This window comes from Microbulbifer thermotolerans, from assembly GCF_900112305.1.
Classification (GTDB): Bacteria; Pseudomonadota; Gammaproteobacteria; order Pseudomonadales; family Cellvibrionaceae; genus Microbulbifer; species Microbulbifer thermotolerans.
In genome coordinates, this window is the sequence record NZ_FOKT01000001.1 from 186,223 (window position 1) to 210,540 (window position 24,318).

Consider the following 24,318-nt stretch of genomic DNA (forward strand, 5'->3'; position numbering starts at 1 on the left):
CAGGATCCCATGATTCGCCACACCAAAATTGTCGCCACCCTCGGCCCCGGCACAGACAAACCCCGTGTCATCGAAGAAATGATTCGCGCCGGTGTCAATATTGTGCGTTTGAACTTTTCCCACGGCTCCGCCGACGACCACCGCCGCAGGGTGGAGGAAGTGCGCCGCGCCGCTGCGGCACAGAACAAGATGGTCGCTGTGCTCGGAGATCTGCAGGGACCAAAAATCCGCATTGCCCGCTTTGCCGAAGGCAGTATCTGGCTGGAGAACAACAGCGAGTTCACCTTGGATCTGGACTGTCCCGCGGACGGCGGTGACCAACATCGGGTCAATGTGGACTATCCCAGTCTGATCAGCGATTGCAAGGCGGGCGATATACTGTTGCTCGATGACGGCAAGATCCGCCTCGAGGTCACTGGTACTACTTCGACGAAACTTTATTGCCGTGTACTGCAGGGCGGAAAACTGTCGAACAACAAAGGTATTAACCTGCTCGGCGGCGGCCTGTCTGCTCCGGCGCTGACGGAAAAAGACTACCGCGATATCAAGCTGGCAGCGGAACTTGAAGTGGACTTTCTCGCGGTCAGTTTTCCGCGCTGTGCGGAGGACCTGGAAACCGCTCGCAGCGCCATGCAGGAAGCCGGCAGCCGCGCTGCCATCGTCGCCAAAGTGGAGCGCGCCGAAGCGGTCGCCAGCGACGAACAGATGGATAGCCTGATTTTGGCTGCCGATGCAATCATGGTTGCCCGTGGCGACCTGGGCGTGGAAATCGGGGATGCCGCTTTGATCGGGGTGCAGAAAAAACTGATCAATCGCGCGAATGCTCTGAACCGGGGAGTGATTACCGCTACCCAGATGATGGAGTCAATGATCACCAGCCCCACTCCGACACGTGCCGAAGTAATGGATGTGGCCAACGCCGTGCTCGACGGTACAGATGCTGTCATGTTATCGGCGGAGACAGCAGCTGGCGAATACCCGGTTGCGGCGGTGGAATCCATGAGTGAAATTATCGTCGGTGCGGAACAGTATCTCGGCAGCGTGCCGCAATCAGCCGCAAGCCAGAGCGCTTCCGAACGCATCGACACGGTGATTGCTCAGGCGGCTATTGATGTGGCCGCGCGGGTGGAAAATCTCTGTGCTATCGCGGCGCTGAGTGAATCCGGCCGCACCCCGCGCATTATGTCCAGGGCCACTACGCGCCTGCCAATTTACGCCTTGACCCGCCACCCGTCGGTTGCCCGCCAACTGGTCTTGTTGCGCGGTGTGGAGCCCGTGGAGTTCGACCCCGCGTCCGTCCCGCTCGGCCATTTGACGGAAGCCATTATTGAAGTGTTGAGCTCTCGTCTGGATTTGCAAAAAGGCCAGCGCATTTTGATCACTCAGGGCGAGCGACTGAATATGGGAGGGCATACCAACTCGATGCGGATTAAAGAAATCGAGTAGCCTTTTCTTCTCCCACTTCCCGTCCCGCCGCCAGGCAGGGCGGGAGGCAGCCGGTGCGCCGGTTTCCCCGCCTATTCTCTCTTTTTATCACGCGGTCAGTTTTCCAAGAGGGGCTGACGGTTCGCTGTGGATTGTATACCGGAAAGCCCTGATTCATTCACTCAATAAATTAGATTCTGCCCCCGAACAATTGGATGGCGAATGCAAGACGGGAGACACATCGTGAAAGCGGCGGGGAAGGTAGTGTTCGCTTGCGAAATGTACGTCCCTTCAGGCGGGGTATTTCTGGTGCGGTGGCAGGGGGGGGCGTGTGATCAGCTCGGAAATGCGTCTGTCGTCTTATTCAACACGATGGCGCGAAATAAAACCTGTAAAACGTGAATAAACGCCTGGCCGCTAGCTTTTTGTTTTTTTTCTGTGTAGCTTCGGTCTGTCGCAGATGACAGCGTTATCATAACCAAATATGACAACGCTATCATCTGCACTTAAACCAAGACCAAAACGCTTACGACTTGGGAATATCAATAAAAAAAGGGGAAACCGATGCTACAGCGCAACAAGCTTTCACTTTCCATTGGGGTGGCCGTGCTCAGCGGCGGTCTGTTCTCGCCACTAGTGGTGGCGCAAGAAGCTCTATTCGAAGAAATTACTGTCACTGGTATTCGTACTTCCCTGCAGGACGCGATGAGTACCAAACGCAATGCCGATAATATTGTGGATGCGATTTCCTCCGAGGATGTGGGCAAGTTTCCCGATAAAAATATCGCAGAGTCTCTCTCCCGCATGACCGGCGTAGCGGTCAGCCGAGAATTTGGCGAGGGCGAAAAAGTATCTATTCGCGGCGCGGGTCCGGATTACAACCGCACAACTCTCAACGGCCAGTCTGTTGCGACCGCTGACTGGTTTATTCTGGATAATCCCGCCCGCAGTTTTAATTTTACGCTTTTGCCTTCCACATTGATTTCCTCGCTGGAAGTTTCCAAGAGCCCGACGGCCTCTCAGGATGAGGGATCCCTGGGCGGCACAGTGAATGTGCGCACACACCGCCCACTGGATCTGGCGGCAGGTGAGGGCGCTATTGCAGTGGAGAGTATTTATTCCGAGACTTCCGAGGAAATGGATCCGAGTATCTCCGGCCAGTATTCCTGGAAAAACGATAGTGAAACTTTTGGGGTTCTGCTGTCTGCGACCAGGCAGGACCGCACGGTACAAAGATCCGGTTTTGAAGTTCTCTCCTGGACCGATGAGGCTACTCCGGGAATTATGGTGCCCGGCACTATGGGGGCACCAACTTTTTATCAAGAGCGTGAACGGGAAACTTACTTCCTATCCGCACAGTTCCGAGCGACAGACCAACTGCTTTTCACTCTGGACGCACTGGACTCCACAATGAGTGCCGACAACATGAATGGCAATTGGCTGGTGTTTTCCGGTGACAACGCGGCTGAGCATGCCGCCAACGGTGAGATCAGCGGATCCAGTGTTGTGGCCTCGGAAATCACTGGTGCTGGCCGGGGCGTGGTGAACTGGATCAACCGTGTATCCTCCTCTGAAACGCAGTCGTTCACCTTGACTGCCGAATATGAATCCGATGTTTTCGCTTTGGATGTGGTGCTGGGAAGCACTTCGGCGGAAGGGGGAACCTACCGTGAAACTTCGTGGGAGTACGGATGGGATGGTGGGGATTATGCTTTTGATTTGAATGCCCCCTCCCTAAGTACGAATCCGGCGCCCAGCGATGCCGAAGCCTATACCTCTACCGCCGGCTGGATCTGGGGTGGCGAGAAGCCGACTACCGATGAAGAAAACTATTTTCAGGTGGATTTGGAGCTTCCCGTTGATGCCGGTGCGTTTACCGCCATCAAAACGGGCATCAAGGTGCGCAATGCAGAACGCACGCAGGATCGCATTGTCTACAGCTGGCACGGTGCAGACACCATGGCCGGCAACGAAGATCTCGCGGACACCTACCTCGACTATATCCTTGCCTCATGTCCGACGCTCGCCAGTTGTGGGCTGAATTCTGGCGGTACCATAAATATTGACTCCCCGGTGGGTGGCAACGCGACAGAAGTCATCGAGCAAATGCGGGAAGTGATGGAAGAGATCGCTTTTGGCGGGCTCAACGGTGTTTCCGCTGACTATGCGATATCCCGTGAATTGGCGAATAACTGGGAGGTCGAAGAAGATATTTTCGCGGTATATCTACAAGCGGATTTTGAAAGCGAGAGTTTTCGGGGCAACTTCGGAGTGCGCTATGTGACAACCGATCAGGCCTCTTCCGGCTGGCGCTTCAGCGATGACTCCTGGGGCTTTGATACTCTGGACCGCGAATGGCTCGCACCCTCAGAGTTGGAGTGGGTAACGGTCGACAATAAATACAGTGAATTTCTGCCGAGTGTTAATTTAGCGTATGACTTGAATGAGGATATGGTGCTGCGGGCATCCGCGGCGCGGGTCATGGCCCGGCAGAACTGGAATCAGATTTCTCCCTTTGAGACATACGGAGCATTGAATGCTCCCGATCCCAAAGGTCAGGCGGGCAACCCGGAGTTGAAGCCCTTTATTGCCAATCAGCTGGATTTTGGCTACGAGTGGTACTACGGCGACGTCTCGGCTTTTTCCGCCACCTTATTCTTTAAAGATAATCAGAGTTACCTGGTCCAGGAAACCTATACCGATGCCCGTTACTACGAGGCGGATGATGTGTGGGTGGACGTGGATTTCTCGCGTCCTGCCAACGGAATAGGGGGCGCTGTCAGTGGTCTGGAACTCGCCATTCTCCATGATTTTGACAATGGATTCGGCTTTCAGGCGAACTATACCTACACGGATACCAATGACGATGTGGTGGTCGGTATTTCCGAGAATATGGCCAACTTAATGGGCTACTTTGAGAACGACACCTTTGGCGCCCGCTTGATGTACAACTACCGTTCAGAATGGAGTAAGGGCTTCCACTGGAATGGCAATCCGCTCTCGAATGATGCCTACGGGCAATGGGATGCCAGCTTTTCATACAATATCACCGATAATGCCCAGCTGACCTTCGAGGCGGTCAATCTGACCGATGAGCAGATCATCGAATACAGTGAGGATGAGGATCGCCTGATGTCGCTGTATGAAAATGGCCGCCGCTTTGCCATCGGTGCCCGCTACACCTTCTAGCAAAGGTGGCTAGCGGTCTTGCCGGGCCTGCACAGGGGTTGAATCGCGCAGTTAACTCTCCGCCACGACAATGGCGTTGCGTGTGTGTGGGCAGGCCCAAATATCCTTGGGGGGAGCCTCTCCCCCTTTTTCTGGGCTTTACATGGGGAGGGCCCAAGAGCGAACGAAGATTGCCAAATTGCTACAAAATCCGCGCGAAAAAATGATAGGGGCGTAAAGGCTTTCTTTTTCTGCTAAGGAAAATATACTGTTGCGCTATTTACACAATAAGCAAACCAATAAGGTTACAGGTAGCGTTATATGTCTGATAAGCAGCCCCCCAAAATCGTTCCCTTGCGCCGCGATGTGCACGGTAAACTGAAGATTCGCGAGCTCGCTTCATTTGAGCACGTTAAGAATGCTCATATGGTGCCGGTGACTGCTCATGAATTCGCCAGACTGGGCGCGGAGTACCCAATTGTCTTCGTCAAGAACTCCGACACCGGCGAGTTCCAGTCCGTGGCCCTGCTGGGGCTGAAAGTCGGAGAGAACCTCTTTGTCGATGGGGACAGCTGGAAAGGCGTGTTCGTCCCCGGCAGTATCCGCAATCATCCGTTTGTACTGGCACCCGCCGGTCAGAACAGTGACCAATTGGTGGTGGGCCTAATTGAAAACAGCCCCCTCGTCAGTGAAGAAGAGGGCAATGCGCTGTTTAGTGAAGAGGGTGAAGAGACTGACTACCTCAAGGCCAAGAAGGAAACCCTGGTGAGCTTCCTCGAGAGCGACAAGATGACCAAGGCCTTCGTCAATATTCTGGCAGAAAAGGAGTTGCTGACTTCGCAGACGGTAACCGTCAACGCCGGCAAGGAGAAGATCAATCTCAACGGTATCTACATTGTTGACGAGAAAAAACTGGGCGAATTGAGCGACGAAGATTTTGCTGATTTCCGCAAGCGCGGCTTCCTGCCCCCGCTGTACGCACAACTGGGTTCGCTGCACCAGTTCTCTAAACTCGCGAAGATGCAGGCCGGCGCCTGATGCGATTGGGGCGGTCTGAGGCCCACCGGGCCTCAGACCGCCAACCGAAGCGCAACTGTCCCGAAACAGCACCTGCCTTCTCTTTCACCCAGCCGCCAGTTCTCCTTTTCTCTGGACACCGTTATGCGTACATATCTTTGGGTGTGGCTGATATTCCTGCTTGCTTTCTATGGCGTCTGGCTGCTTCTGGTTGCGAGCTATGGCTATTGGCCCGAAGCTCGTGAAAACTGGCCAATGGCGTTGGCCATGGCTCTCGGCAGTTATGCAGCCGGTTCCACGCCGATGGGTGGGGGAACAGTGGGCTTTCCGGTTCTCGTTCTCCTGTTTGATACCCCGGCGAGCTTGGGGCGCGACTTCAGTTTTGCAGTGCAATCCATAGGTATGGTCAGTGCCAGTATTTTTATTCTTTGTCGCCGGCAGCCCCTGGCCTGGTCAATGTTGCGCGGCAGTATGCTGGGCGCACTGATCGGCACCCCCCTCGGCATATTACTGGTCGCCCCGTTGATTCCCGAGCTGTGGATTAAACTGGTGTTTGCCGTGATCTGGGGCAGTTTCGGCATACTTCACCTCTACCGACTCGGTGAGATTACCGCGCACAGCGAGAGCGCCGGTCTGTGTCCGCGACGGGATTTCCGTGTGGGCTTGGCGTTGGGTGTGCTGGCGGGGGCTTTTGCCGCGGCAGTCACTGGTGTCGGTATTGATATGGTGGTCTACGCAGCCTTGGTGCTGCTGTGTCGTGTGGATTTGAAAGTTGCGATTCCCACCTCGGTGGTGATTATGGCGTTTACCTCTCTTATCGGAGTGGCGGTAAAGACGTTGGTGGGAGACTGGCAGGCGCAGGTTTTTGGCAACTGGTTGGCGGCGGCACCAGTGGTGGCTTTGGGGGCGCCACTGGGCGTATATATCGTCGGCCTGATTGGTCGGCGGCCGACGTTGCTGGTGGTGGCTGTGCTCTGTGTGGTGCAGTTTGTTTGGACTTGTATCGCGGAGTGGGATGCGCTGGGCCCTATTGGGCTGCTGGGAACCTTGGTTGCTGCCGGTGTCGGCCTGCTTGGTTTGGAGTGGTTGCGCCGCTTGGGGCTGCAACTGGCCACTTCCGGTGCGGCGGTGAGGAAGGCTTCCAGTATGCGCGAGGAGTTGTCCGGGGCGGCCTAATTGGCGCGCCCTTGGCGCTCGTCTGCGTGTACTAAGATGCTCCTGATTTGTTCGCATTCCGAGGGTGGCACTACTCTAGGGAACCTCTGATTAATTCGCGAGAACACTATGGTAGGTTCCGGGGCGCTCAGGCAACGGGATGGACATTTCAAAAACGCACGAGTACTTCCCTGTGGCTCCATCCTATCACCTGAGCTTCTCATCCTCTCCCCGAAGAACTACTGCCGTCAGGAAGCGGATTAATCAGAGGTTTCTTGGCACTTCGTAGCCCGCCAACTTAGCGCACACGAGACTGTCGTGAGTTCAGGAATTCGCAAATGCGAGGCGCGGGGATGGAAGAGTAAGGGAAAATGGCTGGGGCGGTAGGATTCGAACCTACGCATGACGGGATCAAAACCCGCTGCCTTACCGCTTGGCTACGCCCCAGTTACAGGACTGTGAATCATGGATTCACGGTTTGAAAATGGTAGCAAGGGGGAGACTTGAACTCCCGACCTCAGCATTATGAGTGCTGCGCTCTAACCAGCTGAGCTACCTTGCCACTGTTGCTCGATAATTTTGCCCGTGGGCCTTACCGAGGGCGCGCATTATCGGGCGCCGGGGCGGGGCTGTCAACCCCTGTTTTCGCTGTCTTTTCAGTAAGTTAGGGAACCTCTGATTAATTCGCGTGAACGCTTTGGCTAGTTCCGTGGCGCTCAGGCAATAGGATGGCCATTTCGAAAACGCACGAGTACTTCCCTGTAGCTCCGACGGATACATCCCTGTATCCGACGGTTTCGAAATGGCCATCCTATCACCTGGGCTTCTCATCTAGCTCCAAAGAATTTTTACCGTCAGGAAGCGAATTAATCAGAGGTTACTTAGAGAAACTCTGATAAATTCGCGTGCGCGCTGCAGTCGGCTCTGGTCTTTAAGCCACTTTCCCGCCAGGAGGTGAATTAATCAGAGGTTCCTTGATCCGAGTGTCTGCGCTGGCCTTTGCCCACAGCGGCTAGCAGGGAGCCACAGGCTACCGCAGCCGCGCCCAGCCAGCTGATCCAGTTTAGCGGCTCCACTTCGATATAGCCCGGCCAGAGGGTGCCTATCAGTGCTCCCAGCGCCAGAGTGATCAGCGGGACCAGAGCCAGTGTTGCGCTCACGCGGGATGCTTCCCAGTTGGCCAGTGCCTTGCTGAAGGCGCCGTAAGCGATCAGGGTATTGGCGGTGAGAAAAACCAGCAGTGTCCATCCGAGCCCGTTCAGACGGGTGACACTGAGAGGGTCGGCCATCGGTAGAAAGCAAAGTGTGCCGGTAATGTAAATCAGCACCAGCAGGTGCTGCGAGGCGGCGTGACGCAATATTTTCTTTTGGTTGTACCCATACACAGCCCAGCCAATGGCTGCGACAAGGACAAAACCGAGCCCCAGCAGATAGTCTCCACCGGCACCGCTGAGCAGCTGCGGCAGCCGCTGATTAAAGAAAAGCGGCAGACCGGAGGCCACCATGATGACGCCCAGCCACTGGCGTGGGGAAAAATCTTCGCCGAGCCACAGCACGCTGGAAACCAACAGCATCAGCGGCGCCAGCTGGATCACTATCTGCGATGCTCCGGCGGTGATGTAGTTGAGCCCGGTGGCGTAGGTCAGGTAGTTGGTGAGCAGGCCGCCGACGGCCAGGAGTGTAAAAGGCAGCAGGGTGCGTCCGAACAGCTGGCGCAGGTTCAGTCTGCGCGACCAGCCGTAGTAACCACCCGCCAGTAAGGCGGCGCCCACGAAACGGTACCAGGTGGCGGTGGTGGCGGAGATGGTGTCTAGCAGGCCTTTGAGGGCAATGGGCAGCAGTCCCCACATGAAAGCGGTGATCAGGGCCAGTGGTAGGCCGATTTTCCAGTTGGATTGATGCATTGTAATTCCGCGAAAGCTTGTGGGGCGGACAGGCGGGGCGGCTGGTTGCTGGCCTGCGCCGCCCCTGCAGGGATTGTAGTCGGTGCAGGAACGGCGCTCGCGGCGGACGGGGGTCAGACGTTAAAGCGGAAGTGGATAACGTCTCCATCCTGAACTACGTATTCCTTGCCTTCCAGGCGCCACTTTCCGGCCTCTTTGGCACCGGCTTCGCCGTTGTGGGCCACGAAGTCGGCGTAGCTGATGACCTCGGCGCGGATAAAGCCTTTTTCGAAGTCCGTATGGATTTTACCTGCAGCCTGGGGCGCGGTAGCACCGACGGGAATGGTCCAGGCGCGGACTTCCTTGACGCCGGCGGTAAAGTAAGTGTGTAGGCCCAGGAGTTGGTAGCCGGCGCGGATAACACGGTTTAGGCCCGGCTCCTCCATGCCCAATTCTTCGAGGAACTCCTGTTTTTCTTCGTCGTCCAGCTCGGCAATTTCCGCTTCCAGCTTGTTGCAAATGGGTACCAGTACCGCATTTTCTTCCGCCGCAATGGCGGCTACCGCATCCAGGTGCGGGTTGTTTTCGAAGCCGTCTTCGTCCACGTTGGCGATGTACATGGTGGGCTTGACGGTGAGCAGGTTCAGCTCGCGCAGATTTGCCAGTTCTTCATCGGAAAGGCCGAAGGAGCGCAGTGGTTTGGCTTCATTCAGGTGAGGCTGGATTTTTTCCAGCAGCCCCTTCATCACAATGGCATGCTTGTCCTGTCCTTTCGCCGCGCGAGTGTAGCGCTGCAGGGCTTTTTCTACAGTTTCCAGGTCTGCCAGTGCCAGCTCCGTGTTGATGACTTCAATATCCGCAGCGGGGTGCACCTGGTTGGCCACGTGGATCACATTGTCGTCCTCGAAGCAGCGCACCACGTGGGCGATGGCATCCGTTTCGCGGATATTGGCCAGAAATTTGTTGCCGAGTCCTTCCCCTTTGGAGGCTCCGGCCACAAGGCCGGCGATATCGGTGAATTCCATCGTGGTTGGAAGCACCTTTTGCGGTTTCACGATTTCCGCCAGTTTGTCGAGCCGGGCGTCGGGTACTGGTACTACTCCGGCGTTGGGCTCAATGGTGCAGAAGGGGAAGTTTTCGGCGTCGATGCCCGCTTTGGTCAGGGCATTAAACAAGGTGGACTTGCCCACGTTGGGCAGTCCGACGATTCCGCAAGTGAATCCCATGGTCGATATTCCAGTGGTTTACGGGCGTTTGCCGGGGCCCGGTTTTTGTGTGTGCAGTGTTTTCATGGCCGCTTCCCAGTCGCCGGCGACGGCGGCTGGGATTATTTCCATAGCGCGCTCGATGGCTGTGGCCAGTTGTTCCTGTTCCACCCTGGGGGCGCGCGCGAGCACATAGTTGACCACTTCGCGGGCGCTGCCCGGGTGACCAATACCGAGACGCAGGCGCTTGAAGTCGCGGTTGTTGCCCAGGGCGGCGATGATGTCCCGCAGACCGTTGTGGCCGCCGTGTCCGCCGCCGGCTTTCAGCCGCGCGGTGCCCGGGGGCAGATCCAGTTCGTCGTGGGCCACGAGGATAGCCTGGGCGGGAATCTTAAAGAAATTTGCCAGCGGGCCGACGGACTGGCCGCTGCGATTCATATAGGTGGTGGGAATCAACAGGCGTACATCTTCACCGCCAATCCGCACCCGGCCGGTGAGGCCGTGGTATTTACTGTCTGGGGAGAGCTGGCCGCCGCAGTGGCGCGCCAGCTCGGCGACAAAGTCGGCACCGGCGTTGTGCCGCGTCCGGTCATATTCCGGGCCGGGGTTGCCCAGCCCGACGATCAGTTGGATTGGCGTCTCCGGTGCCTTGGCCAAGGTACTGACCCTTACTCTTCGCCTTCGCCTTCGGCAGCTTCTGCTTCAGCTTCGACAGCGCCGCGCGGCTTGTGCACGGAAGCGACAACCAGATCGTGGTCCGGGCCGTGGCTCAGGTCTACGGACTCGGTACCTTCCGGCAGTTTGATGTCGGAGATGTGCAATACGCCGTCGATATCCAGATCGGCCAGATCAACTTCGATAAATTCCGGCAGTTTGGAAGCGGGGGCGCTGATATCCAGTTCGGTCAGGGTGTGGGAGACGATTCCGCCAGCCTTGACGCCCTTGCAGGTATCTTCGTTCAGGAAGTGCAGTGGCACCTTAAGGTGTACCTTGGTGTTGGCGGATACGCGCTGGAAATCCACGTGCAGCAGTATCGGCTTGGCCGGGTGGCGCTGCAGGTCGCGCAGGATGACTTTTTCCTCTTTTCCGTCGATGTCCAGGGACAGGACTGAGGAGAAGAAGGCTTCGTTTTCCTGGGCTTTGAGCAGGTCTTTTTGCAGTACGGAGATGGATTGCGGCTCGGCCTCGCCGCCGTAGACGATGCCGGGTACACGGCCTTCCAGGCGACGCAGGCGGCGGCTCGCACCTTTCCCTTCGTCGCTGCGGACGCTGGCGTTCAGTTTGATATCAGACATGGGATAAACCTCGGGTTGTCTGTTCAGGACAACCTGCGACCGGGCTGTCCTGACGTTGCTGTAGATCGGATTGTGTCAATCCAATAGTAAACGCCCGGCAGTGCTGCCGGGCGGGCGCGTATTCTACGGGATGTGCTGATTCCGCGCCAGTGGGGCGCGGGGGAAATTTGGGGCGAGGGTTCGCCCCGGGGGCGTCAGCGGAACATTGCCGACAGGGATTCCTCGTTGCTGATGCGGCGCACTGCCTCCGCCAGCATTGCGGACAGGGTCAGCTGGCGGATGCGAGGGCAGCGCTCCTGCTTGTCGCCAAGCGGAATGGAGTCGGTGACGACCAGCTCATCCAGGACCGAGTTGTTTAGGTTGTCGATGGCTGCGCCGGACAGGACCGGGTGGGTGCAGTAGGCGATAACCTTCTTGGCGCCGTGGTCCTTCAAGGCCTTGGCTGCGTTGCACAGGGTTCCGGCGGTGTCGACCATATCGTCCACCAGCAGACAGGTGCGGTCTTTGATTTCTCCGATAATGTTCATTACCTCGGCCACGTTGGCGGTGGGGCGGCGTTTATCGATAATCGCCAGGTCGCATTCCAGGCTCTTGGCCACTGCGCGGGCGCGGACCACGCCGCCGATATCCGGAGAAACCACGGTCAGATTCTCGTGGTTCTGGCGCTCGATGTCGTCCAGCAGTACGGATGAGCCGTAGACGTTGTCCACCGGGACATCAAAGAAGCCCTGAATCTGTTCCGCGTGCAGGTCGACGGTCAGTACCCGGTCAATGCCTACGCTGACCATCATGTCGGCGACGACTTTGGCGGAAATGGGCACCCGCTGGGAGCGCACGCGGCGGTCCTGGCGCGCATAGCCGAAATAGGGTACCACCGCAGTGATGCGGCCCGCGGATGCGCGGCGCAGGGCGTCCACCAGCAGTATCAGCTCCATCAGGTTGCGGTTGGTGGGCTGACAGGTGGACTGCACTACAAAGACGTCGCGGCCGCGCACGTTATCGGTGATCTCCACGGCGATCTCGCCGTCGGAGAAGCGCTTGACGGTCGCTTCTCCCATGGGAATTGCCATATGGTCGACAATTTTCTGTGCCAGTTCCGGGTTCGCATTGCCGGTAAAGACCATTAAGTCAGCCACTGAGAGTTCCTTTGGTTTTGTCTGGAAGTGAAATGCGGTGCGGATACCTGTAAGGGGTGGGTATCTGTGCTGTGCAGGAGTGATCCACAAGTGCGAGCGGAATCGGAATAGGGTTCAGCGTTCATCGCGATCGCGGGTCGCTCCCACAGGGAATTCGTCAGTTGGGGAATGGCCGGGACTCGGAGGGAGCTCAGTCTTTTGGACTCGCAGCCTCAGTGGCTTGCGGCTCGAACCGGTTGCGCCCGGCGGCTTCATTCGGGCATCGCTCCGCCCGAAAAAAAAATGGCTGGGGCGGTAGGATTCGAACCTACGCATGACGGGATCAAAACCCGCTGCCTTACCGCTTGGCTACGCCCCAGTGTATTTTGCGTCTCAAGTGGTGGACGCTATCTTCGCGAGTTGCCGGTGGGTGGGAGACACCTGTACGCCGCTGGCGACAAAGCCGCTCCATTTTCCCGGTAGCTCGGCGAACACTTCTGTCGCCGACTGTTTGGACTCAAACACCCCGAATACGCAGGCGCCGGTGCCGGTCAGTTGCACTTTGGCGAACTGCTGCAACCATTCTCTGGCCTCCCGCACTTGCGGGTAGAGTGTTTCGACCAGTGCCTGGCAGTCGTTGCCGGAGTGCCGCTCCAGCCACTGGCTGTTCAGGTCCCCCTCACGAAGGTGCGCTAATTTAATGGCGGGCGAATCTCTTGTCAAACGCGGGTCACTGAAAATCGCGGCGGTGCTCACCTGACAGTCCGGCATCAATACCAGATAGTGGCGGGTTTCGGTGGTCGCCGGGGTCAGTATTTCACCTATGCCTTCCGCCCAGGCGGTACGCCCTCGCACGAACACGGGCACGTCAGCACCCAGTTGCCGGCCCAGCGTCGCCAGTTGCTCGAGCGTCAGCCCGCAGTCCCACAGATGATTGAGACCCAGTAGCGCTGTGGCCGCGTCGGAGCTGCCGCCGCCGATACCGCCGCCCTGGGGCAAATTTTTCTGCAGGCGGATATGTGCGCCTTTGTCGCAACCAGTTGCCTGCTGCAACAGCTGCGCGGCACGGAAAATTAAATTGTCCTGTAGGGGAATATCCAGGCCGTCGCATTCGACACTGACCGCTTTGTGATTGCGGCGTTCGAACTCGAGTACGTCGCCGAAGTCAAGGAGCTGAAAGAGTGTCTGTAGCTGGTGGTAGCCGTCCGCGCGGCGGCCGAGAATGCGCAGGAACAGGTTGAGTTTGGCGGGAGCGGGAAGCTGCATAATTTCTGATAAACGATGAATGATGAAAGCCGAATCATAACGCTATGACCGGCTTTCATCATTTCGTATCAGAACAGCCACTCCTTGATAATCAGCTTGACTGTCACCGGTCCGGCGGCGCCTTGTGTGGACGCATTGATGCGCGTCGGTAGTACATAGGCCCCGCGGTTCTGGTAGTCACTGAAGATCAGTTGCCAGCCGGCTTGTTGCAAACTTTGCAGTTGTCCCTGGGCATTGCGCTGCTGCTGACTGGCAGGGCCGGGTGCGGCGAGGCCGCGAACCCAGTAAAACATTTCGTTGACCGGCAGTGGCCAGCCCAGAGTTTGCGTTGTGAGCTCTTCCGCGTTGCGCGCTTCCATTGGGGGATCTCCGCCGCGCTGTAAACGGATACCGGCGGGGGAGCCGGTAATCACGGTACTGCCGGCGCCCAGCGGTCCGCTGAGGTGAATGCGGTAATCGCTCGCGGCCTGTTGTTGCCAGGTCAGGTTGGCGCTGCCGTTTTCATTGGGGGAGCGCACACCCAGCTTGCCTTTGATGGTCCAGTGCTGCAGTTGCGCCGCCGGGGAAGCGGCCGGGGCGGGTATTTGCGGCGGTTGCGGGCGCTGGCCGGCGCAGGCGCCGAGCAGTAGTGCGGTCAGGATCAGGACCAGTTGTGCGGAGGCTCCGCTCACCGCGCGCGCAACGCACTTTCCGTGTTTCGAACTCCGGCGTTCCGGGTTCGTCTGTTCAGGATTCCGATGCATGTTGTTCCAAAGACTCGTTGATTTGCAGGCGTTTCATTGCCGCCGGGATGATCTTGCTCTGCGGGTTGATTTGCAGTCCCTGTTGCCAGATTTCCATGGCCCGTTCGCGGTTGCCTTGCACCCAGAGTACTTCGCCGAGGTGGGCGGCAATTTCGTGATTGGGCATTTTCTCCATAGCGTCTTGTAAGTATTTCACTGCTTCGCTGTGGTTGCCGAGACGGTACTGTATCCAGCCCATGCTGTCGATGATGGATGCATCGTCCGGGCGCAGCTCTAGCGCCTTGCTGATCAGGGCGAGCGCTTCATCCAGGCGGTCTTCGTCTTCAGACAGCTTGTATCCAAGTGCATTGAGCACAGTGGCGTTGTCTGGGTCGCGCTCCAGTAGCTGCCGCATGCCCCGCTCAAAGGCAGTGACATTGCCCAGTTGTTCGTTGAGTAGTGCCTGGACATAGAGCAGTCGGCCGCTGTCGCTGTGTTTTTCCAGTGCGCGGTCGGCGAGTTTCAGTGCTTGCTGGTACTCCTCGTGTTTGCTGAGCAGCTGGACTTCCATCAGGTAAAAGTGTTCCGACTGATCCGGGTGGCGCCGGCGTAATTCCGTGAACCAGTCGCGGTTGTGTTGTAGCTCGCCCGCACTGGCGAGCAGGCGAGTGCCTCGGGAGATGGCTTCGACATAGTCGTTGCCGGGCTGTACTTGGCGGTAGTGAGTGATGGCTGTGGAGGCGTCGTTTTTATCTTCGGCAATACTGCCGAGATAGAAGTGCGCGGCGGATTCATGCTGTCTCAACACCAGCAGGCGTTCAAACAGCGGTTTGGCCGCGTCCAGGTCGCCGGTCTCGTAGCGAATCAGCGCCAGGGATAGGATCATATTGCCGTCATTCGGGTGCAGCTTGACCAGCTCCGCAAACTGCTCTTGAGCCAGGGATAAGTCTTCGCGGATCAGTAATCGCGCGTACTGCAGACGCAGGCGGCTCTCCCGCGGATAGATGCTCACCAGTTTTTCCAGCAGCTGGACGGCCTCTGTGCGTTCGCCTTGGTCGACAAGCAGATGTGTCTCCAACAGCAGGGCGTCCAGCAAATCAGGGTCCTGTTCCTGAACTTGTCGAACGATCGCCAGCGCCTGCGGGTATTGCTCTGTGGCCCGCAGCATCATTGCATGGGCCAGGGCGGCCTCGTTGTTGTCGGGGTATTGCTGCGCCATGCGCCGAAATTCCGGCAGTAACTTTTCTGCAATGGTGCGATTGTTGACGGCGGTGGCAGCCAGGGATTGCAGTGGTGCGTCGCCGCCCAGAGCCAGCGCCTTTTCCGCGTGTGTCAGGGCGGTGTCCAGTTCTCCCGCCAGGGTCAGTTCCGCGGTGGCGGCCAGCTGGGCCTCGGCGTTTTCCGGCTCCAGTTCCGCCCACAACTGCGCCGACCGCAGCGCCATGCGGCGCGCGTTCAGAAACCGCGCTATGCGGGTTGCGCGGGCGGCCACTCCGGGGTCCCGTGTCTGTGCCGCCTGCCGGTAGTAGTTCAGCAATGCGACGTCGTAGTGTTCGCGATTGCCGGCCACTTCGGCTACGAGCAGGGTATAGAACGTATCAATAGGGAAGGGGCGCGCGGCGATTTCCCCTCCGCCGGAGACCGCCATTCGGGATTGTGGCGTCTCTTTGGGGTCGGGGGCCGCTCCCTGCTGGGTACAGGCAGGGAGCAGGTACAGGATCACCGCAAGCAATGAAGCCGGCAGACGGAAAAACTGCATGAGGGGAATCGGGTGAGCTGCTGGAAGCATAGGGGCGAATCCGTGCGTTGGCGCCGCGTGGCAGCCGGCGTGGTTTATGCGTTGACCGCCGTATAATTCTAGCCGCGATTCGCGTATTGGGGCGTTCGGGGCCCGCCTTTCTTCGAGTATCTTACTGCCCGGCGACCGCCCATCGCTTGCAAGTGGCCCTGTCCCCCGGGAAAATGCGCTCCCGACGCCGTACCTCCAGATTTAACACCGACAGATATCTATGCCAATCCTCGTTCTGGGAATCAATCACGACAGCGCGCCAATCGAGGTGCGCGAGCGGGTGGCCTTCGCCCCCGAGCTGGTCCCCGGAGCGCTGGCGGCTGCGCGCAAGGCGCTGGATTGCAAGGAGCTGGCGATACTTTCCACCTGTAACCGGACAGAGATATACGGCCAGCTCGAGCCCGGTCGGTTGCTGGAGTGGCTGGCCGATTACCACCAGGTTGACCTACAGCAGCTGGAGAAATCCTGCTACTGCTACACGGGCGAATCCGCTGTGCGGCATATGATGCGGGTGGCCTGCGGTTTGGACTCACTGGTGCTCGGGGAGCCGCAGATTCTCGGCCAAATCAAGTCCGCCTACGCAGTGGCGCGCGATAGCGGCAGTGTGGGCAGCCTGCTCCACAGCACTTTCCAGCAAGTGTTTGCGGTGGCGAAAAAAGTGCGGACCGAGACCGCCATCGGCGAAAACCCGGTGTCCGTGGCCTATGCCGCTGTTTCTTTGGCCTCGCGTATCTTTACGGATTTGAGCCAGCAGAAAGCGCTGTTGATCGGTGCTGGTGAGACTATTGAGCTGGTGGCGCGCCACCTCTTGGAGCAGGGCGTCAATCAACTGATCGTCGCCAACCGCACCCTGAGCCGGGCGCAACAGTTGGCGGATAATCTCGATGCCGAGGCGATATTGCTGGCGGATATTCCGCAGCACCTGCCGCGGGCGGATATTGTGATCAGCTCCACCGCCAGCCAGTTGCCAATTCTCGGCAAGGGCGCGGTGGAAACGGCCCTGAAGAAGCGCCGCCATCGGCCGGTATTTATGGTGGATATCGCCGTGCCGCGGGACATCGAACCCCAGGTGGGTCAGCTGGATGATGTTTACCTCTACACAGTGGATGATCTGCGCGGTGTAATCGATGAAGGTAAACGCTCGCGGGAAAAGGCTGCAGAGGCTGCGCACACTATTGTTGACTCGGCCGCGGCCGAATTTATGCGCCAGTACCGCGCCCTGGGCGCGGTGGACAGCATCCGCAGTTATCGCCGCCGCGCCCAGGAGATTGGCAGTGCGGAGCTGGAGCGGGCGCTGGCACAGCTGGAAAAGGGCGGAGACCCGCGGCGGCTTCTGGAGCAACTGACCCGTTCCCTGACCAACAAACTGATTCACGCTCCCACAGTCAGCCTCAAACGCGCCACTGCCGAGGGCGATCTGGAGCGGCTGCGTGTCGTGCGGGAGGTAATCGGCCTGGACCCCTCGCCCAATGCCGAATTAGAGAAGAAAGACGGATGAAAGACTCGCTGTTAACCAAACTCGATCATCTGGTGGAACGCCACGAGGAGGTCTCCGCGCTGCTTGGTGACGCCGGTGTAATTTCCGACCAGGAGCAGTTTCGCGACCTGTCCCGGGAATACGCCGAACTGGAAGATGTGGTCAAGTGCTACCGCCGCTACAAGCAACTGCAGGAGGATATGGCAGCGGCGCGGGAAATGCTGCAGGAAAATGATCCAGAGATGCGGGCGATGGCCGAGGAGGAGTTGCGGGACGCCGAGGTGCAGCTGGAGCCGCTGGAGAGGGAGTTGCAGACGCTGTTACTGCCCAAAGACCCCAATGACCGCAAGAATGTCTTCCTGGAGATCCGCGCCGGTACAGGCGGCGATGAGGCCGCCATTTTCTCTGGCGATCTGTTCCGCATGTATTCCCGCTATGCCGAGCGCCAGGGGTGGAGAATCGAAATAATCAGTGAAAATCCCGGCGAACACGGTGGTTACAAGGAGATTATTACCCGCGTGATCGGCGAGGGCGTCTACGGCAAACTGAAATTTGAGTCCGGGGCGCACCGGGTGCAGCGGGTGCCGGAGACGGAATCCCAGGGCCGCATTCACACCTCCGCCTGTACCGTGGCGGTGATGCCGGAGCCGGATGAGCGGGATGTGATCGAGATCAACAAGGCGGATTTGCGCGTGGATACCTTCCGCGCTTCCGGCGCTGGCGGCCAGCATGTGAACAAGACTGATTCGGCCGTGCGTCTCACCCACATCCCCACTGGTATTGTGGTGGAGTGTCAGGACGAGCGCTCCCAGCACAAGAATCGCGCCAAGGCCATGGCGCTGCTGCAGGCCAAGCTTTCCAGCGAGCAGGAGGCCGCGGCGGCCAAGGAAATCTCCGATGCGCGCCGGGATCTGGTGGGCAGTGGCGACCGGTCCGAGCGTATTCGCACCTACAACTTTCCCCAGGGGCGCGTCACCGATCACCGCATCGGTCTGACACTGTACAAGCTCGACGAGATCATGCAGGGGGCACTCGAAGAGGTCATCGAGCCGTTGCGCACCGAGTACCAGGCGGATCAATTGGCTGCGCTCGGCCAGTGACGGGCCGGGTGCAGATTTGCAATGAGTACGGTGAAAGAAACGCTGTCCCGCTGTAGAGAATTGGCGGACAGCGACAGCGCCCGCCTGGATACAGAGGTGCTCCTCGGCTATGTGCTCGGCCGCCCGCGTACCTGGCTTTACACCTGGCCGGAATATCAGCTCACGCCGAGCGAGCAGAGACAGTTTGAGCGCCTGTTCGAGCGGCGTAAAAAAGGCGAACCGGTCGCATACCTGACGGGAGAGCGGGAGTTTTGGTCGCTGTCGCTGAAAGTCAACGCTTCCACTTTAATCCCGCGCCCGGAAACCGAGCTGCTGGTGGAAATCGCTCTGCAGCTGTGTCCGCAAACGCAATTGCGGGCTCTGGATTTGGGCACCGGCAGCGGCGCCATCGCCCTGGCGCTGGCCGCGGAAAAACCGGGATGGGCGATTGTTGCCGCGGAGAAATCCGCCGATGCGCTGGCGCTCGCGCAAGAAAATCGCAAGGCACTTGGTTTTGGCAATGTGGAGCTGGTGCAGAGCGATTGGTTTGCCGAGATTCCGCAGCGGGAATTTGACCTGATTGTCAGCAACCCGCCCTATATCGATGCCGCCGACCCGCACTTGTCGGAAGGCGACGTCCGTTTTGAGCCGCGCTCCGCTCTGGTGGCGGAGGGCGAAGGACTGGCGGATATCGCGGCGATAGCGCGGCACAGTGGCGAATACCTCAAGCCCGGAGGCTGGCTGATGGTGGAGCACGGCTGGCAGCAGGCGGCGGCGGTGCGCGAACTGTTTGCCGATGCGGGCTTGCACGGGGTAGAGAGTCGCAAAGATTATTCCGGTTGGGAGCGCGTGACGCTGGGGCGGAAGTAATATCCGAAGCTGCTCCCTGCCATTGGGCGCCGCTTCACCGGTTGCCGTGGCTGGGACTTTTTATCGCAAAGGAACCTCTGATTAATTCGCGTGAACACTATGGTAGCTTCCGGGGGGCAGGCAATAGGACGGATATTTCGAAAACGCACGAGTATTTCCCTGTAGCTCCGTCGGTTACATCCCTGTATCCGACGGTTTCGAAATGTCCGTCCTATCGCCTGAGCTTCATATCCGCCCCTGAGAACTTCTGCCACCAGAAAGTGATTTAATCAGAGGTTCCCTAAAAAAACTGGAGGGGAGCACCCGTGCACGACCATGTCCATCATCGCCGCGGCAGTGGCCATTTGCGCCCGCTGGTGTGGGGCTTGGTGATTACCTTTGTTTTTGCGCTGGTCGAAGCCGTTGGTGGCTGGCTGTCCGGCTCCCTGGCCCTGCTCGGCGATGCCGGGCATATGGCCACGGACTCGCTGTCGCTGGGCCTGGGTGCGGTGGCGGCGCTGCTGGCACAGCGGCCGGCGGATCGCGCTATGTCTTTTGGCTGGGGCCGGGCGGAGGTGCTGGCGGCCATCGTCAACGCGGTATTTATGATTCTGATCGTGATCGGCATCTGCGTTGCGGCTGTCGGCCGACTGCGCAATCCGCAGCCGGTGGCGGGCGGTACGGTAATGCTGATCGCCCTAATCGGTCTGGCGGTCAACCTGCTGGTTGCCTGGACTTTGCACCGCGGGGAACAGACGCTGAATATCCGCGGCGCCCTGCTGCATGTGATGGGGGATCTGCTCGGTTCAGTGGCGGCACTGATTTCCGGTGCGGTGATCTATTTCACCGGCTGGACACCAGTCGATCCGTTGCTGTCGCTGCTGATTTGCCTGTTGATTCTCTTCTCGAGCCTGCGTCTGCTGCGCGATGCGGTGGATGTGCTGATGGAGCGGGTACCGCGCGAGCTGAGCCTGCCGGTGGTAAGCGACACCATGGTGGATGTGGACGGGGTGCGCTCGGTGCACGATCTGCATATCTGGCGTCTGGATTCCAGCACCATCTCACTGTCTGCACATATCGTTGTCGATGATCTGCGGGCTTGGCCGGCGGTGTTGGAGCGGTTGCGGGAGACGCTGATTGTGCGTTTTGACATAGAGCACATCACGCTGCAACCGGAGCCGATCCACCCTTGACCTGACTTCACGCGGGGCCCCTATGCGGCGGCCCCTAATCATCGTCGCTTTCTTCTGCGGGAGGCTGACTCTCTGTGTCTGTAGCCGGTGTCGCTGCCTCGTGCGGCGCTCCGACTTCCCCAGAGCCTGCCGACTCCTCCACAGCCTGCTCGCTGTCTGCGGTGACTTCTTCCGGTGGACTGATCTGCTCCTCCGGCGCCTGTATCCCGATGTGGTAGGCGGCAAAGCCCGGCTGCACCACTTGGTTCATGGCCATGCCGAGAATGCGGCCGTTGTACTCGGAGCGGATTTCCGTGCGCACATTGGTGATCGGGTTGGTGACGGTGCCGAGCAGGTCGCCTTTGCGCACGAACTGCCCCAGTTGCACTTCGCTAAAGATAATCCCCCCAGTGGTGGCCCGCTGCCATGTGGAGTTGTAGTAGACCGGCTCCGGATCGCCCCAGAGGCGGAACTTGGCCACCATGCCCAGCTGGTTCAGCAGGGTGCGGATGCCCTTGACGCTGTGACTGACCGAGCGCTCGTCCAGCACCATGGGCGCGCCCGCTTCCAGGGTTACCGCGGGGATACCCGCCTCCACGGCGGCGCGGCGCAATGTGCCCTTGGCGCCGGTGCTGTGCAATACCACTGTGGAGCCAAAGCCCTTGGTCAGCTTGACCACCTTGGGGTTTTGTAAGTCGCCGCGCAGCTGTGGCAGGTTGGTGCGGTAAAAGGAGCCGGTGTGCAAATCGACCACGGCGTTGCAGTGGCTGATAACCTCGTGAAAAAACGAGTAGGCGATGCGCGAGGCCGAAGAGCCGTTGGGGTCGCCGGGGAAATGCCGGTTCAGGTCGCGGCGGTCGGTCAGATAGCGGGAACCGCGGTGGAAGCCCTGCAAATTGACGATGGGCACACCGATCACCGCGCCGCTCATTGTATTCGCGTCCAGGTTGTACATCACCCGTCGCACCGTCTCTATGCCGTTCAGCTCGTCACCGTGCACGGCTGCGGTCAGGCACAGAGTGGGGCCCGGCTTGGCGCCTTTGACTACCAGTACCGGTGTCGGGCTGTAGACGCCTTCAAAATGCTGCGAGGGGGACCAGGCGAGGCGGGTGGCGGTAGCCGGCGGCACCTCGGCGCCAAGCAGGCGCAGTGGCCGGTTCTGCTCCTCTGGGGCGGGGGTTGAATCCGGTTGCGGTGCCGCGCGCTTTTCTCCGCTCGCGGTGCTGCTCTCCGGCGGTTGGGGTGTTTCCTCAGCCGCTGTTGGCACTTCCAGCTCTTCGATGGGCTGATCCAGTTGCAGGTTCTCCGCCTGGGGTAGCGGGGCTTCGTCGGGCTGTTGCGCCAGGGGCTCGGCTTCCTCCCCCTGTCCCTCCGCGCGCGGCTGGTCTGCCTGCAACTCCTCCGCTTGGGATGGCGCGGTGGTCTGGTTTTCCTCTGTCTCGGTGAAGCTGTAGCCCTGCGCGGATACGAGCATCAGGGTCAGGGAAAGGGCGCGATACGCTGAGCGCAACGGCGGGCGCAATGACATGTAATAACTCCGATAAAACCTGGTCGGTAATGGCAGGGTGCCACCCGATGCCCGACTTGGAGCGCGATTATAGCGAATGTGTTCCCGCCGAAGAGTGATCTACTCGCGCTCGGTTTTGTCGTATCAGCTTGCCGCTACTGTGCCACAGGCGGAGCCCGAGCAGAATCGAAGCCGTGCCCAGGCCCACGCAGATGCCCGTCCAGTAGCCGTAAACCCCCCAGAGATTCTCTCCCAGCCAGTAGGCGGCAGTGAGGCCCACCAGCCAATAGGAAAAGAGTTGCACATACATGGGGACACGGGTATCGCGGTAGCCGCGCAGCGCGCCCCAGGCCATGGCCTGGGCTACGTCCACCAGTTGGAAGGCCGCGCACAGCAGCAGCAGATTGGCGGCCACGGCAATGATGTCCTCATTGCTCGTATAGGCGAGCACAAACAGATAGCGCAGGGAAATCAGCAGTGCACCGGTGGCCAGGGCGTACACCAAGCCGCAACCTACCCCCACGACACTGGCGAAACGGGCCCGTCGCGGGCGCCCCTGGCCCAAGAGCTGGGCGACGCGGATGGACAGTGCTTGGGCCAGAGCCAGCGCCACCAGGTAGAAGATGGAGCCAATATTCAGGCTTATTTGGTGCGCGGCAACGATGGTGGCGCCGTAGGAGGCCAGAAGAACGGTCAGACTGGCGAAGAAGGTTACTTCGCTGGCGGCGCCGATACAGATAGGCAGCCCCACCGCCAGCAGGTGGCGCTGAGTCGGCCAGTGGGGGCGGGCTGGCAAAGTGCTGAGCTTGAGCCCCCGGTATACCGGATCGCTGCCCGCGTGCCAGAAGAGAGCGCCGGCAATGGCCCAGCTCACCAGAGCCGTCGCCCATCCGCAGCCGGCACCGCCCATGGCGGGAATGGGGCCAGCGCCGAAGACGAAGAGCATGTCCAGCGGAATATTCAGCAGTGCGGCGGCCAGGTAGATGCGCATAACCGGGCGTACCTGGCCCATGCCCTCGCAGTAGCCGCGGGCGGCCGTGCCCAATGCAAAAGGCAGAGTGCCGGTGGCGAGTGCCAGCAGATATTGCTGCATGACGTGTCGCACGGGTTCTTCCGTGTCTATCCACTGGCTCCACACTGGCACTGCCAGCAGTGCGCCCACGATGATGAGGCCGCCGATCATGGCGATCCACAGCGCTTGCTGGAATTGCCGCGCGCAGCCCGCTTCATCCCGGCTGCCGCGCAGGTGTGCCACGATTGGCGATACCGCTGCCAGAAGGCCCAGTAATGTCACAGCGCACACTGCCCAGATGCTCGATCCCAGGGCCAGTCCGGCCAGATCCACCTCGCCGGCGCGACCAGCGACTATGGTGTCTGTTACACCCATACTCACCACGGCCAGGTTGCTCACTACCAGAGGGCCGCCGAGGGTGGTCAGGTGTTGGAGTTCAGTGGCGGCGGCGCGCCGGTAGAATCTGGGCATAGGGGATGTGTAACAGCTGGGGAAGCGCGCCGAGCGACGGGGATCAACGCAAACAAAGAGGCGGAATTATGGCGGGCGTACCGGGCGTGTTCAATTGGCTATACGGAATTTTTTTGCGCTGTCTGCAGCGATTTGACTGGCTGGGCCCCCTTGTTTTGCGCATCTACCTGGCGCCGATCTTTATCCTGTCCGGCATGAATAAAGTCAGCCACATCGGTGATGTGGCTGCCTGGTTTGGCAACCCCGACTGGGGGTTGGGGTTGCCGGCACCAGTGCTGATGGCGTGGGTGGCGGCATTGACGGAACTCATTGGCGGTATCGCGTTGCTCGCTGGGTTGGGGGTACGCCTGGTGGCGCTGCCCCTGTTGATCGTGATGGCGGTGGCCGCCGTCACCGCCCACTGGCAGTACGGTTGGTCCGCGCTGCCGGATAAGACACTGGTGATGCCGTGGGAGTGGCGACGGGATCTGATCGAAGCGGCGGCGGTGCGCAAGGAGAAGGCGGTGGCACTGTTGAAGGCCTATGGCGACTATGAGTGGTTAACGGCGGCGGGCAACTTCACTGTATTGAAAAACGGCATTGAATTTGCCGCCACCTATTTCATCATGCTGCTATCGCTGCTGTTTACTGGCGCGGGTCGCTACGCCAGCCTGGACTACTGGGTCAGCCGCCGCAGCGGCGGTAGAGAAAGCCGGGATCCATAAGTGGTAT

The 24,318-nt window shown here is 59.4% G+C and carries 19 protein-coding genes and 3 tRNA genes; 9 read left to right on the plus strand and 13 right to left on the minus strand.

The window, feature by feature from the left end:
• Window positions 1-9 precede the first annotated feature (9 nt).
• The 4 genes from pyk (at window position 10) to BM155_RS00800 (ending at window position 6,786) form a co-directional block, all read left to right on the plus strand.
• Window positions 10-1,446 carry a pyruvate kinase gene (gene pyk, locus BM155_RS00785; protein ID WP_067152125.1) on the plus strand — a complete coding sequence of 479 codons (1,437 nt, stop codon included), beginning with the start codon at window positions 10-12 and terminating at the stop codon, window positions 1,444-1,446.
• A gap of 543 nt (window positions 1,447-1,989) precedes the next feature.
• On the plus strand, window positions 1,990-4,614 hold the full coding sequence (locus tag BM155_RS00790) for a TonB-dependent receptor (RefSeq protein ID WP_074900541.1): 2,625 nt from the start codon (window positions 1,990-1,992) through the stop codon (window positions 4,612-4,614).
• Between the two features lie 300 nt (window positions 4,615-4,914).
• The gene (locus BM155_RS00795) at window positions 4,915-5,631 is read left to right on the plus strand and encodes a SapC family protein (protein ID WP_067152129.1); all 717 of its coding nucleotides are present in this window, start codon (window positions 4,915-4,917) and stop codon (window positions 5,629-5,631) included.
• Between the two features lie 123 nt (window positions 5,632-5,754).
• Window positions 5,755-6,786: a sulfite exporter TauE/SafE family protein gene (locus BM155_RS00800; protein ID WP_074900544.1), complete on the plus strand. Its 1,032-nt coding sequence runs from the start codon at window positions 5,755-5,757 to the stop codon at window positions 6,784-6,786.
• 351 nt (window positions 6,787-7,137) lie between these two features.
• On the opposite strand, the gene BM155_RS00805 is transcribed toward BM155_RS00800, so the two are convergent.
• The 11 genes from BM155_RS00805 to BM155_RS00855 form a co-directional block, all read right to left on the minus strand.
• Window positions 7,138-7,212: transfer RNA gene (locus BM155_RS00805), tRNA-Gln, on the minus strand.
• A 38-nt stretch (window positions 7,213-7,250) separates the two neighbouring features.
• Window positions 7,251-7,327, minus strand: a tRNA-Met gene (locus tag BM155_RS00810).
• Window positions 7,328-7,724: 397 nt separating this feature from the next.
• Window positions 7,725-8,669: a DMT family transporter gene (locus tag BM155_RS00815; RefSeq protein ID WP_074900546.1), complete on the minus strand. Its 945-nt coding sequence runs from the start codon at window positions 8,667-8,669 to the stop codon at window positions 7,725-7,727.
• Between the two features lie 113 nt (window positions 8,670-8,782).
• Entirely contained in the window at window positions 8,783-9,874 is a 1,092-nt protein-coding gene (ychF, locus tag BM155_RS00820) for a redox-regulated ATPase YchF (RefSeq protein ID WP_074900548.1), read from the minus strand.
• An 18-nt stretch (window positions 9,875-9,892) separates the two neighbouring features.
• Complete coding sequence (gene pth / locus BM155_RS00825) at window positions 9,893-10,510, minus strand: aminoacyl-tRNA hydrolase (RefSeq protein ID WP_074900551.1); 618 nt, start codon at window positions 10,508-10,510, stop codon at window positions 9,893-9,895.
• Window positions 10,511-10,521: 11 nt separating this feature from the next.
• Window positions 10,522-11,148, minus strand: coding sequence for a 50S ribosomal protein L25/general stress protein Ctc (locus BM155_RS00830; protein ID WP_067152145.1), 627 nt, complete (start codon window positions 11,146-11,148; stop codon window positions 10,522-10,524).
• Window positions 11,149-11,342: 194 nt separating this feature from the next.
• Window positions 11,343-12,272, minus strand: coding sequence for a ribose-phosphate pyrophosphokinase (locus BM155_RS00835; RefSeq protein ID WP_067152147.1), 930 nt, complete (start codon window positions 12,270-12,272; stop codon window positions 11,343-11,345).
• A 295-nt stretch (window positions 12,273-12,567) separates the two neighbouring features.
• A tRNA-Gln gene (locus BM155_RS00840) sits at window positions 12,568-12,642 on the minus strand.
• Window positions 12,643-12,656: 14 nt separating this feature from the next.
• A complete protein-coding gene (gene ispE, locus BM155_RS00845; protein WP_067152149.1) occupies window positions 12,657-13,529 on the minus strand; it encodes a 4-(cytidine 5'-diphospho)-2-C-methyl-D-erythritol kinase in 873 nt (290 codons plus the stop codon).
• 68 nt (window positions 13,530-13,597) lie between these two features.
• Window positions 13,598-14,200 (minus strand): lipoprotein insertase outer membrane protein LolB, encoded by a 603-nt coding sequence (lolB, locus tag BM155_RS00850; RefSeq protein ID WP_231902465.1) that lies wholly within the window; start codon window positions 14,198-14,200, stop codon window positions 13,598-13,600.
• A 55-nt stretch (window positions 14,201-14,255) separates the two neighbouring features.
• Entirely contained in the window at window positions 14,256-16,040 is a 1,785-nt protein-coding gene (locus BM155_RS00855; protein ID WP_074900553.1) for a tetratricopeptide repeat protein, read from the minus strand.
• 220 nt (window positions 16,041-16,260) lie between these two features.
• Here BM155_RS00855 and hemA point away from each other — a divergent pair, with 220 nt between their 5' ends.
• From hemA to BM155_RS00875, 4 genes are all read left to right on the plus strand, one after another.
• Window positions 16,261-17,538 (plus strand): glutamyl-tRNA reductase, encoded by a 1,278-nt coding sequence (hemA, locus tag BM155_RS00860; protein ID WP_067152153.1) that lies wholly within the window; start codon window positions 16,261-16,263, stop codon window positions 17,536-17,538.
• On the plus strand, window positions 17,535-18,617 hold the full coding sequence (prfA, locus tag BM155_RS00865) for a peptide chain release factor 1 (RefSeq protein WP_067152154.1): 1,083 nt from the start codon (window positions 17,535-17,537) through the stop codon (window positions 18,615-18,617). The genes hemA and prfA overlap by 4 nt, the downstream gene beginning before the upstream one ends.
• 21 nt (window positions 18,618-18,638) lie before the next feature.
• A complete protein-coding gene (gene prmC, locus BM155_RS00870; RefSeq protein WP_074900556.1) occupies window positions 18,639-19,466 on the plus strand; it encodes a peptide chain release factor N(5)-glutamine methyltransferase in 828 nt (275 codons plus the stop codon).
• 305 nt (window positions 19,467-19,771) lie between these two features.
• Entirely contained in the window at window positions 19,772-20,638 is an 867-nt protein-coding gene (locus tag BM155_RS00875) for a cation diffusion facilitator family transporter (RefSeq protein ID WP_067152158.1), read from the plus strand.
• Window positions 20,639-20,672: 34 nt separating this feature from the next.
• Here the strand turns inward: BM155_RS00875 and BM155_RS00880 are convergent, their stop codons facing one another.
• Together BM155_RS00880 and BM155_RS00885 are read right to left on the minus strand one after the other, a co-directional pair.
• The gene (locus BM155_RS00880; protein WP_074900559.1) at window positions 20,673-22,145 is read right to left on the minus strand and encodes a M14 family metallopeptidase; all 1,473 of its coding nucleotides are present in this window, start codon (window positions 22,143-22,145) and stop codon (window positions 20,673-20,675) included.
• A gap of 67 nt (window positions 22,146-22,212) precedes the next feature.
• Window positions 22,213-23,607, minus strand: a complete 1,395-nt coding sequence (locus BM155_RS00885; protein ID WP_074900562.1) for an MATE family efflux transporter — start codon at window positions 23,605-23,607, stop codon at window positions 22,213-22,215.
• A 68-nt stretch (window positions 23,608-23,675) separates the two neighbouring features.
• On the opposite strand from BM155_RS00885, the gene BM155_RS00890 reads away from it, so the two are divergent.
• Entirely contained in the window at window positions 23,676-24,311 is a 636-nt protein-coding gene (locus BM155_RS00890; RefSeq protein WP_074900563.1) for an HvfX family Cu-binding RiPP maturation protein, read from the plus strand.
• The last annotated feature ends 7 nt before the right edge of the window (window positions 24,312-24,318 follow it).